The organism is Halalkalibacillus sediminis (assembly GCF_002844535.1).
Taxonomy (GTDB): Bacteria; Bacillota; Bacilli; order Bacillales; family Alkalibacillaceae; genus Halalkalibacillus_A; species Halalkalibacillus_A sediminis.
This window is the reverse complement of record NZ_PJNH01000002.1, coordinates 342,915-355,280: the sequence shown is the minus strand read 5'-3', so window position 1 is coordinate 355,280 and position 12,366 is coordinate 342,915. Positions and strand designations below refer to the sequence as shown.

At 40.0% G+C, this 12,366-nt stretch carries 11 protein-coding genes; 1 reads left to right on the top strand and 10 read right to left on the bottom strand.

Translation table 11 applies throughout. The features are described 5' to 3' along the window. Positions 1-2 precede the first annotated feature (2 nt). From CEY16_RS07975 to CEY16_RS07940, 8 genes are all read right to left on the bottom strand, one after another. Complete coding sequence (locus CEY16_RS07975; protein ID WP_101331466.1) at positions 3-656, bottom strand: 3-oxoacid CoA-transferase subunit B; 654 nt, start codon at positions 654-656, stop codon at positions 3-5. After that, entirely contained in the window at positions 649-1,335 is a 687-nt protein-coding gene (locus CEY16_RS07970) for a CoA transferase subunit A (RefSeq protein WP_101331465.1), read from the bottom strand. Before CEY16_RS07970 ends, CEY16_RS07975 begins: the two co-directional genes overlap by 8 nt. Further along, positions 1,335-2,183 carry an alpha/beta fold hydrolase gene (locus CEY16_RS07965; RefSeq protein WP_101331464.1) on the bottom strand — a complete coding sequence of 283 codons (849 nt, stop codon included), beginning with the start codon at positions 2,181-2,183 and terminating at the stop codon, positions 1,335-1,337. Before CEY16_RS07965 ends, CEY16_RS07970 begins: the two co-directional genes overlap by 1 nt. Positions 2,184-2,194: 11 nt before the next feature. Beyond that, the gene (locus CEY16_RS07960) at positions 2,195-2,662 is read right to left on the bottom strand and encodes a DUF3237 domain-containing protein (protein WP_101331463.1); all 468 of its coding nucleotides are present in this window, start codon (positions 2,660-2,662) and stop codon (positions 2,195-2,197) included. A 5-nt stretch (positions 2,663-2,667) separates the two neighbouring features. Beyond that, complete coding sequence (locus CEY16_RS07955) at positions 2,668-3,786, bottom strand: muconate cycloisomerase family protein (RefSeq protein WP_101331462.1); 1,119 nt, start codon at positions 3,784-3,786, stop codon at positions 2,668-2,670. A 75-nt stretch (positions 3,787-3,861) separates the two neighbouring features. After that, on the bottom strand, positions 3,862-4,629 hold the full coding sequence (locus CEY16_RS07950; RefSeq protein ID WP_238378799.1) for a dioxygenase family protein: 768 nt from the start codon (positions 4,627-4,629) through the stop codon (positions 3,862-3,864). 29 nt (positions 4,630-4,658) lie between these two features. Further along, on the bottom strand, positions 4,659-6,326 hold the full coding sequence (locus CEY16_RS07945) for a 4-hydroxyphenylacetate 3-hydroxylase N-terminal domain-containing protein (RefSeq protein ID WP_101331460.1): 1,668 nt from the start codon (positions 6,324-6,326) through the stop codon (positions 4,659-4,661). A 116-nt stretch (positions 6,327-6,442) separates the two neighbouring features. Beyond that, positions 6,443-6,904, bottom strand: a complete 462-nt coding sequence (locus CEY16_RS07940) for a flavin reductase family protein (RefSeq protein ID WP_101331459.1) — start codon at positions 6,902-6,904, stop codon at positions 6,443-6,445. Between the two features lie 238 nt (positions 6,905-7,142). Between CEY16_RS07940 and CEY16_RS07935 the strand changes: the two genes are divergently transcribed. Then, positions 7,143-8,501 (top strand): hypothetical protein, encoded by a 1,359-nt coding sequence (locus tag CEY16_RS07935; RefSeq protein ID WP_101331458.1) that lies wholly within the window; start codon positions 7,143-7,145, stop codon positions 8,499-8,501. A 229-nt stretch (positions 8,502-8,730) separates the two neighbouring features. On the opposite strand, the gene CEY16_RS07930 is transcribed toward CEY16_RS07935, so the two are convergent. Both CEY16_RS07930 and CEY16_RS07925 read right to left on the bottom strand, forming a co-directional pair. Next, positions 8,731-11,310 carry an EAL domain-containing protein gene (locus tag CEY16_RS07930; RefSeq protein WP_162297894.1) on the bottom strand — a complete coding sequence of 860 codons (2,580 nt, stop codon included), beginning with the start codon at positions 11,308-11,310 and terminating at the stop codon, positions 8,731-8,733. Between the two features lie 441 nt (positions 11,311-11,751). Next, positions 11,752-12,354, bottom strand: a complete 603-nt coding sequence (locus CEY16_RS07925) for a DUF2628 domain-containing protein (protein WP_101331456.1) — start codon at positions 12,352-12,354, stop codon at positions 11,752-11,754. Positions 12,355-12,366: the final 12 nt, after the last annotated feature.

Genomic DNA, 12,366 nt, shown 5'->3' with positions numbered 1-12,366 from the left:
TTTCACAACGACAAACTCCTTTGTAATTCCTCGCCGAGTTGGAACTTAAATGACGTTTTCTCCCTTACCTCATCAAGCTCCGTATCACCCATCAGTTCAATCAACTCATACCCATCATCTTTCCATTCGAAGACTGCTAAATCAGTGATGATCATATCTGCAACTCTCGTCGAAGTAATTGGGTAACTGCATTCATCTACTAATTTATGTGACCCATCTTTAGAAACATGTTGAGTCGTGATGATGATTTTTTTCGCCCCAACCAATAGATCCATCGCACCACCGACCCCGATAATATCTTTACCAGGAATGGCCCAATTCGCTACATGGCCATTCGAATCTACCTGCAACGCTCCAAGTATCGCCACATCCACATGTCCGCCACGAATCATCGCGAATGAATCAGCACTATGAAAATAGGAAGCTCCTATACTCTCGCCAACAGGTAGTTTTCCAGCGTTCACTCTCAAAGGGTCAACCTCTTCATCCTCCACAGAAGTAACTCCTAGCAATCCATTCTCCGTATGAAGTTCACATTGGTTTTCATCCAAATAATTCGGTATGAGAGTTGGTATCCCAATCCCTAAATTCACGATAGAATCAGGTCCAAGCTCTTCTGAAGCTCGTTTAGCAATCAATTCCTTGGAATCACCCAACTTCCCTCACCCCATCTTTCGTTAAAATTAACTGACTCTTGACGATTGCATCCACATATAAATGTGGCGTGACAATTTCTTCTGGTGAAAGCTCGCCGTTTTCCACTATTTCATCGACTTCAACCACAACATATTTTGCCGCCGTAGCCATCATTGGATTGAAATTTCGGGCCGTTTTGTAAAATACGAGGTTCCCTTTTCGGTCAGCTTTCCTCGCTCTGATAAAGGCTACATCTGCCTTCAACGCTTTTTCAAAAATATAAGTTTCCCCGTCAATATCTTTCGTTTCTTTCCCACTTGCTAGTTCTGTACCAACAGCCGTTTTTGTATAAAAACCACCAATTCCCGCTCCTCCAGCTCGAATGGCTTCAGAGAACGTTCCTTGTGGTAACAATTCAAGTTCCAATTTTCCTTCGTTATACCACTTGGCTACTTCTCGGTTGCTTGTAAAATAAGAACCGATCGCTTTTTTCAATTTTCCTTGGTCTAAAAGCAACCCCAGGCCCTTACCCGCTTCTCCGACATTATTGCTGATCACAGTTAAGTCTTTTACTTCTCTTTTCGTCAATTCATCAATCAAAGTGAGGGGTGATCCGATTAATCCGAATCCTCCGACCATAATCCGGTCCCCCGACTTCACTTTCGATACCGCTTCACTTGCATCAATTAATTTTGTCATTACTGCCCTCCTTTTCTTACTTCTCGGAGAAATGTCATAACACTTTCATTAACTTCAGTTTGTTTATTAAACACCAAGGTTAGATGATTCGCCTTGGTATGCTTAATTCTTAAATTTTCTATAAGCTCCTCCAATATATTGAAAGATTCTTTTAAAAATAGAGGTCGTTGCCCGTTCATCTTTCCTGTGGCAATGATCAATAGAGTCGGACAAAAGATGTTCTCGAAAACCTTTTGATGATCAAAAGTGAAAAAGCTATCAAAATCACTTTTCAAAACATCAGCTTTCGATCGGTGTATCCAACCACCTTTCACCTCTTGAATCTCATATCTTGCAATCGTTTCATGATGGCTAGTCCATTCAATACCAATCTTCTCGTAAGCTTCTCTCGTCTGCTCGATATAATCTTCAGGCGACGAATATCTTTTCTCAACTCTACTTAAAGACGGTAAAATCATATCCTTCTGCCCTTTATCAGGAACCCCCGCTCCGTCTAATAGAATCAACGCTTCAACATTATCCGATTGCGAAGCTGCTTGACTACAGATGAACGCACCGATTGAATAACCTAACAGAACCACTTTTTCCAACTTCAACGTTTCTATTAAATCGATTAAATCTCTCGCATGATCACCGATACTAGATTCCTCACCCGCTTCACTACTAAGCCCACGCCCAAGCAGGTCATATGTGATCATCCGGTAATTTTCACCGATAGCTTCATAAAAAAATTGTAACTGCTTATGGTTCCCTGTAAGCCCATGTACACCTATAACCGCTAAGCCCTCACCACCGGAATCGTTCACATGCAGCAGACGATCATTTTTGAGCTGAACATCGTATTCCATCCGCTTCACCTCTATCCCACACTATAGATTGAATAATTCACTTTCCCTTCAAGCCGGACGCCTCGTGATACAAACAGTCGATTATTCAGCCACGAATATTTTTCAGAACTTGTCTCGAAGATCGGTTGCGTACTGAAATAATACTCGTCTAAATCCACCTTTTCATTTCGGTCCAACCGCTCCAACACTTCTTTAGGACCTGTTCGAATACCGCGATAAGTCATCATGATCAACTCACCATCATCGGTTTTTAATAGAATCCTTACATCCTGTATAATCGTGCCGTCTTCACGGACGGTAATCCAGTCATCTCCACCAGGCACGACTTCCCCTTTCAATTCTTTTCCCTGAAAATATCCACCACTTACTCTGATGACTCTTCGATTCCCAACAGGAGTCTTTCCTGGCAAATGAGGAGCTTCGACTTCAAGCTCCATATCGAATAAAAAATTTAGTTCTGGCGCCTCCATATGCTGCATCCCTTTCACCTCCGTCGGTATTTCTCAACCTTTTCTTCATCCAGTTCCACACCTAATCCGGGACCCTCAGGCACCTGCATCTCTCCATTCATCGACTTCAATGGATTTATAACGAGGTCATCTGCCAACCAGTCCGGCCCAAACAGTTCCGTTCCATAATCCAAATTTTTCACCGTACTATAAACATGAAGACAGGCAGCAGTCCCAATCGAGCTCTCAAGGGACGTCCCGCCAAAACAAGGAATTCCCGCTCCTTCGGCAATATTGGCAACTGCTTTCGTATTCCGAAGTCCACCGAGCTTATGAATTTTAAGGGAAAAAATATCTGCTGCCCCTTCTCGAATAATTCTCGTCGCGTCAGATAATGATCCCAGACTTTCATCCACCATCACTGGCACTCGTTTCATCGCTACCAGTTGCGATAAACCTTCATAATCTTCAGGTGGCAAAGGCTGTTCCAGGAAATCGACGTTGGATTCCCAGAACTCTTCCATCCAACGCTTTGTAACCAGACGATTCCATGAACCATTCGGATCGACCCCGATTGTAGTCGTTCCAGCTAAACCTTTCGCAATTTCCACTGTCCGTTCAGCGTCCGCTGCCGGATCTTCTTTACCAGCTTTTATTTTGAAATTCGTGTATTCATTTTTTTCCACCAATCCTTCTGCTTCGGAAATATCTCCATCCACACTTCCTGAGGCTAATGCCCAGCGAACCGGAAGAACCTCCCTGCACTTGCCCCCGAGCAACTGATAGATAGGAACGTCATATATTTTTCCAACTAAATCGTATAACGCCATTTCCACAGTCGCTTTGGCAAAGGAATTACCTCTTACATGTCGGTCCATCAACTGAAGAATAGCTTCTATATCACGAGGGTCTTTTCCAGTAATTAAAGGTGATAGATACTGATCGATCACGAGTTGCATCGTTTCGACACTTTCACCATTCCACCAAATTCCCGGCGTTGTGCCTTCCCCGATTCCGATCAGACCATCATTCAACTCCATCTTCAAAATCACAAAACTCTTCGAAGATACTTTCGTAACCGAGAACTGATGCGGACGCTTGATCGGTACATCTACAATTTCTGTCTGGAGCGACTGAATCACATACTTTTTCATCTATTTCACCCCTAAATAAATAAAAGGAAGGTGCTATTGTATTGCTAAGCCACCTCCCCTTTATTGGTTCACTAATTACTTGTTACGCATGACGAAATCGAGCGAAGCAGATTTATGATCTCCGTTGTCGTGTAACTTCGTCAGTAAGGAAGATCGAACTCCATCAGCCACATCGGACTCTAGCCATTCGTCACCTTCAAAAAATACTTGAGTAATCAACGTTTCGTAGCCCTCTTGCTCGAACATAATGTGAAGATGTGCTGGGCGATATGGATGCTGACCCATGATTTCTAAAAACTCCCCAGTCGCCCCTTGGGTTGGGATCTGATAAGGAATCGGAACAATCGATTCTACTTCGAAATAGCCATTTTCGTCGGTATAAAATCTTCCGCGTAGATTATAGTCTGGCGCATCAGCACCAAATGCCGAGTATTCTCCATCAGCATCGTCGTGCCACATATCGACTAACGTGTTGGCTAAAGGTTCTCCATCGATGTTTCGTACAGTACCAGAGAAGATCAATTTTTCTCCTTTTTCATTGTCACGCATTGGCAGTTTATAAGGTTTCTCCAATACAGGCGCATCCTCAAGATAGAAAGGCCCGAGTAAAGAAGGTTCTGTACCTGGCTTATCTGAGTACATCGACCGTAGGACATGTGTTTCAATGAATACATCCATGAATAATGGAAGTTCACCTGTTTTTCCTAGTCGATCAGCCCATTTCACGAATTCTGTGTACTCTTCGTGATTTGGTTTCGTTTCCTCTAAAAAATTCTTTAAATGCTTATTAAAACTTTCAAAAATTGCCGCTACTCGCTTTTGTTTCGTAATTGTTTCAGACATAACCATCCTCCTAAATTCGTGTTTAATCTTTATTTAATCGTTTTTTCTTTATTAAAAATCTGAAAGAAGCTGACATCATCGTTGTTGATCCACGTATCATTGACCCAACCATCCAAGTCATAATCTGCCATACATGCTTCTGCGAACTGAATATTCGCTTCCGCTTGACCAGACATTTCCTCCGTAATCACATTCTCCAAACGGATATTTTCGTGGTTGCCTGAGTAATTACGTTCATACAGTTCGTGTCTTCCACCATATTCTGAGCCGACGACATCCCATAACAGCTTGATCAGCTTGATCTTTTCTAAAGATTCGATATCATTCGACCCGCGATACAACTTATCGATCGTTCCTCTCAATTCTGGATTCTTGAAATCAAGCGCACTCGACGGCTGTACAATCAAGTTACCAGCAACGACATTTTCAATAATCTCTTTGACGCGTGGCCAACCTTCTGCCATAAATACGCGGTAGGCCAATCCATAATTTAGATTCGGCAACATGACACCATTTTTTCCTGGATGAGGATTCATCGCCATCGAATCACTGAGCGACCAGAACATATTCTTCCATGCCAAGACTTCTCCAACATTCGCCTGAACACCGCGGAATTGATCTGTTCCGTTCGTTTTCACTGCTTTCATCAACAGTCCCGAAACAAAATCTAGTTTGACCGCCAAACGAGTCACCCCGTGGAACGTGAATCGATTCAAGAATCCACTTTCAGGGAAGAACGAATTCGCTTTTTCAATATCTTTATATATTAAAATATTTTCCCAAGGAATCACGGCCTCTTCGAAAACTAGTACTGCGTCATTCTCATCAAAACGACTGCTTAATGGGTAATCGAACGGACTTCCCATCACTGCAGCGCTCATCTCGTAGGATTGTCTCGAAACTAACTTGACCCCTGGCGTGTCCATTGGAGCGACGAACACTAACGCCATCTCCTCAGATGTGATTGGAGCAGCACCATAATGTGCAACGAAGTTATAGTTGGTAAGCGCAGAGCCTGTCGCAACCATCTTCGCACCACTGACGATGACTCCTTCATCCGTTTCACCAACCGCGCGCACGAATATATCGTCTACCGCTTCTGTCGGTTTGTTCCGGTCAACTGGCGGATTGATGATCGCATGGTTGAAGAACCAGTTCTTTTCCTGCGCTTCCTTGTACCAGAATCTCGCGTTATCTTCATAAGGTGCGTAGTAATCAGGATCAGCACCTAATGTCGCTAAAAATGCTGCCTTGTAATCAGGCGAGCGCCCCATTTGTCCGTAAGTTAATTTTGCCCATTCTGCGATTGCATCGCGGTCTTTGATCAAGTCATCAGAACTAGTGGCATAGCGGAAATACCGCTGAGTGAATCCACCATTTCCTGTATCAGTTTCTTGTGTCAAAATGCCCTTTGTCTCTTCATCATGTAACGCATCGTATAAACGTGCGATCGATCTTGCAGAGTTCCGGAAAGCTGGATGCGTCGTTACGTCGTCCACCTTTTCACCATGAATCCAGATTTCTCGTCCATCTTTTAAACTCTCTAAATACTCTTCACCCGTTAACGGTCGTTTCTTATTCCTAGCTCTACTCAAACCTATTCCTCCTTCAAATTCCTGTTCCAGTAAGATGAAGTTGCTTACATCCCTGTATGTTTTATATGTATGTACACCATATAAAAAATAGACTACAAACATAGTTATCCTTCTATAGAATTCTCATAGAGTTCTAGTTGAGCATAAAAAAAGAGCGCACAATCATGCGCCCTCATGTAACATCTATCTTTTAAATTAAAATCAAACATCCAATTGCTCTATTCAGGGATCACTTGAGAAAACTTCCCACAATAATAGCCAAGCGGTTCCCCAGAGTTGTACTCGAAATTTTTTACTTCACCAATAAATAAAACATGATCCCCACCGTCGTAGGTTGCCCATGGGGAACACTCAATATAAGCCAAAGAATCTTTGATCCTTGGTCCTAAATCACCCTTGTCCCATTCAAATGGATATTCTTCTTGAGGTTTACCTGCAAAATGAAGCGCTGTATCTTTTTGTTCAGCAGTCAACACATTTACGATGAAATGATTATCTTGAAGCTTCTGATAAGCTTTTGTATTCCGGTCCACAGACACCAAAACCAACGGAGGATCCAGTGAAACCGAAGTGAACGAATTCACAGTAAATCCATGTCTCCCTTCGTCCGTTTCACACGTAACCACCGTTACACCAGTCGCAAAATGCCCCATACAATTTCTGAAACCACGTGCATCCATTAACTATCCCACCTTTTTGTGAAAGACTTGGCTTTTCTCCTAGTTCTAATAGCGAAGCCATATTTTTTCATACCTTTGTCATTGTCGAACCTTCTTAAACAAATAGCACTTATATCTAATCTATATCGTTTTTAACCACCAATTATGATAGAAAAGAAATATTCCAACTATGTGACATTCCATAGTCAAATCCCTATAATAATAGTCATATCGATTTTCTTAGAAGGAGTCACCCCATATGAAACCAGTCATCTTTCGCCCACTGTCCACCTTGTTAATGGGCTTTACATATTTATTGTCGCAATTCGTTGATCATCCTTTTCTGCCGGTTTTGGTCAGTGTGTTTGCGGCGACGACGATATTATCTTTTGTACCATACCTCGGAAAGGTCCCGAGAATTCTGATCAGCACCTTGTTGATATTATCAGCCATTCTCTTTTTCCAAAACGGGAGCTGGTCTGCGGTTGGTGAGGGTTTAAGGTCCAATGTAGGACTGTTAGCCATCTTCATTTTCGTACCGCTTCTATCATTACCGATCCAGTCGGGAAAATACTTAGACTATATGGAAACGATCTTCAACCACTACATCAAGACATCACGAAAACTCTATCTATATTTGAAAATGACACTGATGGGTGTTGGTTCGGTTGTGAACTTAGGTACCATTCCGATTATGTATCAATTGACGAACACACCTTCCTTAGAATCTTATGAAAAGACGCGTCTGAAAGCGATGAATAGAGGATTTTCCTTGTCGTTCATGTGGTCACCGTATTTCATTTCACTCGCTCTCATATTATCTTATTTCGATGTCACCTGGATCCAGTTGTTTCCATTTGGTATCTCGATGGCGATCATCGGGTTATTGCTTGGTGTTGTGATGGAAGGGCGTTTGAATCATCCGATTGAAATCACGGAGAATCAGACAGATGCAATCCCAATAAAAAAAGCTCAGCGGAAACTCATAGAGCTAGTCATCATTATCGTATCTATGACGGCTGTGACGATGACAATCGAGTACAACGTCGACCTATCTGTCATCACAATCATACCGGTCATCGCAATCATCATCTCGACGGGCTGGTCACTATTCTATCAATCGATTCAATCTTTTGGAAAAGAACTTCTTGGCTACACTCAAAATAGACTTCCTAAAATGGGGAATGAGTTGTCACTATTCATAGCGGCGGGTTGTTTCGGGGTTGCGATCCTGAACGCTGGCGCGAGCGAATGGATTATCTATTCGTTGCAAGCGAGCGGAATCACCCACGTACTAGTGCTGATTCCAATTCTCGCGATCGTCATCAATGCACTATCATTTGTGGGTATCCATCCCATTATCACCATTACTGCGATGGCGATCACATTAAGCTCTACACCGATATTCGAAGGCGATCACTTAGTCTTGAGTCTCGGCTTACTAAGCAGTTGGATGGTCACTGTCATGGCGTCTCCATTCTCAGCGACGAATCTCATGATCGCAAGCTTAGTAAACAGCAATTCGGTTAAGATCGGATTGAAGTTGAATGGGTTGTATGCACTGGTTTTGTGGATGATTTTTTACTTGATTATCGTTGGGTTATATTTTGTGCTTTAACTTAGGAAGGCTGTCGAAAGTATGCGACAGCCTTGCTTTTTTTTGTGTTGATTGTGCCATTGTTCCTATGTACTCGGTCTAATTTTTGGAATTTATTATTATGTATTGTGTTACTTTCATTGTTTATCGGGCCACTTTTTATAAAAAAGTAAATTAAATTACTAATCTCGTGAAATTAGTTCTTATATAAACTCGAAAGCTACCCTCGTTCGCTTTAGACCTATAAGTTTTACATATCTTTAAAATGCTGATTCCTAATATATGAAATTGCTTGTTGCTTAATGAATTGATCATCGATGAATTCTGGATTAGTTCTTAACTTTGTGCTTAGCTTATTCAAAATTGTAGCTAAATGGTCTCGTTCATATTCATCTATAGAAAATTCAACACCATATTCAAAAATTTCTTGCGCTCTTTCGCCCCGCCAAACCACTTTCCCATGTAAAGTAAGAGGATTTTCTAAAAGAGTGGTTTTAAACTCATACAAAATTTCTGCCTCTGGCATGAGTTGCAGATGGCTTATGAACTTTAGACCTCCTAACCCAATATCTTGTATTAGCGTCTCTGTTTCTCCTAACGTTACCTTCTTTTGATTTATAGACAATATGGTCATTTCAGCTCTTAAGGGGTAAGGGAGATTTACACGAAAGTATTTGCGCCGTTCAACAGATACTTGATTGTTAGTTACTGTTGGGTGAACCTTTTCCAAATTAAATATTTCTTTCATTTTATTTTCCGATACTGGTTTACCAAACAAGTAACCTTGAATAAAATCACATCGCATTTTCTTTAACATATCGAATTGAACACGGTTTTCAACACCTTCTGCTACTACCTTTCTACCCAAACCTTTAGCAAGGTCGATGATAGACTGAACTACTACTGAATCCACACTTTCTTCTTCTATGTGACGAATAAAAGATTTGTCTATTTTCAAAGTATCAATTGGATATTGTTTAAGATAGTTGATTGAGGAGTAACCCACACCATAATCATCCAATGCAATATTAACCCCTATAGCTTTTAATTTCTCTATCTGATCACGAACTACATTTGTTTCTCTTAATAACAACCCTTCGGTAATTTCAATTTTCATTACGTCCTGGGGAATATTATATTTCTCAACATTTGTTTTGATGATATTGAAAAGGTTATTTTTTAAAAAGTTTTTAGGTGATAGATTAAAAGATATATGATTAAATTTGACTCCTTCTTTCATCCATTCAGCTGTCTGTCTGTAGACTTCCTTAATAACGAATTCACTAATATCTTGTATGATAGGACTATTTTCTGCTATTGGTATGAATTCACCCGGCGATATTTTACCCCACACCGGATGTTTCCAACGGATCAAGGCTTCAGCCCCAACAGCCTTTTGAGTGTAAACATCTATGATAGGTTGATACTCCAAATAAAATTCATTATTTTCTATTGCATTTCTTAAATCATTTTCTATTTGAAAGGATTTTAACGTTTCAATGTTCATGGATGATGAGAACAATTGTACCTCCCCTATACCAAGTTGCTTAGCACATCTTAATGCCTTACTAGCTCTATTGGTTAATGTTTCATTATTACCACCATCTGTAGGAAAAATACTAACACCTATACTAGCTGTGAGGTGAATATTGTAGTCATTAATATTTAGAGGTTCTTCGATTTGTTGCAGTAGGTCCTTTGCAGACTGATAATATCCATTTATGTTTACCTGTTCATGCATGACCACTAAGTATTCGTCCCCTGAAACTCGACACAAATAACCACGATCTTTAATAGCATTATTAACTTTGTTAGCAATTCGTTTGAGAGTCTCATCCCCAATATCATGACCAAAGACTTCATTCACACGATTAAAACCATCTAAGTTCAAAAGAATTAGAGCAAAGGTTTTATTTTTTGCAGAATAATCCTCAATCAAGTGCTTAATATACTCTCGTCCAGAGAATCTATTAGGTAGTTGAGTTAATACATCTGTGTATGCTCTTCTTTCTAATTTTTTCTGTAGCTCCATGATCTCCGTATAGTCTTCTATGGTCCCGATGACACTTGTTACTTGGCCCTCTTCACTTTTAACAGCAATCGCTTTTGCTTTTATCCATTTATAATTTCCATTTAAGGTCATTATTCTAAAATTATGAGTAAAAGTCTCTCCCTTTAAGAGCTTGGAAAAACGCATTTGAACCTCTTCATAGTCATCTGGATGTGTGATTCTTTGCCACGTGTCAATTGTTACCTCGTCCTTGGATATTTCATAGATATCTTCAATGGCATCTGTGATATATTCCATATACTTCCCAGCAGTATTAACAGAAAACAATGCAACACCAAGTCTGTTCAAGTAATTTTGATATTCCCTCTTCAAATTATTTTTAGGATTTTCTGATTCATTAATAATTTCCATCTTAGGGCTAACCGAACAAAACGTCCCTACCATTTTCCCATCAAAAAATAGGGGGGTGTGAACAATGTTAATCGGAAAACAATTCCCGTTTTGGTGAGTCATAATATCCTCAGCGAGTTGAGGTGAACAATCCATAGATACTTCAGGGTCAAAGTGTTTGTACAAATGTGTAAACATCTGTTGAAGAACAGCTCCATCTTCATAATTCAAACCTATCATTTCAGATATTTTAGTATTGTAAATTAGTACATCACCTTTATAGTCAAAATAACAAGCAGCATCTTTATAATTATGTACTAGTGACCGAATGATAAGATGATTTTCTTCAAAACTCTTTTGGTTCTGTTTAACGAGATTCTCCTTTTTTGTTTGATAGAAAACATTTTTCATCTCTTTTACCCACTTCATTAAAAACTTCTCCCTCATTTTGAAAAATTGTTTATCTGTACAATGAAAACATGCATTTCACAACTGAGTGACAAATTTCAGATTCGATCCCGGCTACCAAATTCAATCAACGATTATAATTTTATGATTACTAATTTGAGTTGTTATGCCTGTCTAAATTCACAAAACAAATAATTGTGACTATAATATTTATAAAAATTATTATGTATATTTACAATAATTATAATATATTTGGTTTATTTTTCAATATATTTATTATTTTTTACATAAAAGTCACAAATTCAAAACGAGAGAAGTGCGTCACTATGGGCTTTGGTCTTGTAAAATAAAATACCATTTTTAAACATTTTGTTATATAATAAAAAACCCTATAAAGCAGACATTTTCAAAGTGTCTACTTTATAGGGTGAATTTCACAACAAGGACCAGACGCTTCCGTTTCTACATCAATAAAATCCAATCATATAGCGCAGTTGAGATAACCGCGTAAACGACCAACAAACTAAGCGCAGCCAGCACTCCTAAACCACTCGTGCCGCCACTCGTCTTCAACTGTTGGCGATTATAACTACCATCCAAATCTTTCGCCGCTTCCAACTTTTTCTCGGCTCTCATATAATAAAAGTAATTTCCATAAATTCCAAATAAGACATAAGAAATAATCGCAACTAAATAGTCGAACCCGGTCGTATAAATCCCTGTCGCATAAGCAAAGAAATCAAGCGCTAACCAAATGCCTAAAATAGCGAAGATCATCTCGTACATCTTCCGGTAACCTAGCCAGAAAATCCCTAAGAAAAATGCCGGCCAGTTCCAACTAGTTTTGTTCTCAGCAACACCTTTTTTAAACCATTTATCTATGTAATAATCACTTCTCTTTTGAGTGAACAGCTCCCAAGGTTCATACTTCGAGCTCTCTTCCACACGTTGATCATCCGCGTAGTTTCTCTGAGTATTCGTTTCACCATCAGGCAACCTACTCCCACACGAGTGACAAAATGTCGCACCTTCGAACTGCTTCTCCCCACACTTATTACAGTACATAACTCCTCCACC

Bases quoted from the DNA above. Each gene is read 5' to 3' on its own strand.
- CEY16_RS07960 (WP_101331463.1), bottom strand. From the start codon at position 2,662: ATGCAGCATATGGAGGCGCCAGAACTAAATTTTTTATTCGATATGGAG.
- CEY16_RS07925 (WP_101331456.1), bottom strand. From the start codon at position 12,354: ATGTACTGTAATAAGTGTGGGGAGAAGCAGTTCGAAGGTGCGACATTT.
- CEY16_RS07945 (WP_101331460.1), bottom strand. From the start codon at position 6,326: ATGTTTGTAGTCTATTTTTTATATGGTGTACATACATATAAAACATAC.
- CEY16_RS07950 (WP_238378799.1), bottom strand. From the start codon at position 4,629: ATGTCTGAAACAATTACGAAACAAAAGCGAGTAGCGGCAATTTTTGAA.
- CEY16_RS07970 (WP_101331465.1), bottom strand. From the start codon at position 1,335: ATGACAAAATTAATTGATGCAAGTGAAGCGGTATCGAAAGTGAAGTCG.
- CEY16_RS07940 (WP_101331459.1), bottom strand. From the start codon at position 6,904: ATGGATGCACGTGGTTTCAGAAATTGTATGGGGCATTTTGCGACTGGT.
- CEY16_RS07955 (WP_101331462.1), bottom strand. From the start codon at position 3,786: ATGAAAAAGTATGTGATTCAGTCGCTCCAGACAGAAATTGTAGATGTA.
- CEY16_RS07965 (WP_101331464.1), bottom strand. From the start codon at position 2,183: ATGGAATACGATGTTCAGCTCAAAAATGATCGTCTGCTGCATGTGAAC.
- CEY16_RS07935 (WP_101331458.1), top strand. From the start codon at position 7,143: ATGAAACCAGTCATCTTTCGCCCACTGTCCACCTTGTTAATGGGCTTT.
- CEY16_RS07930 (WP_162297894.1), bottom strand. From the start codon at position 11,310: ATGAAGTGGGTAAAAGAGATGAAAAATGTTTTCTATCAAACAAAAAAG.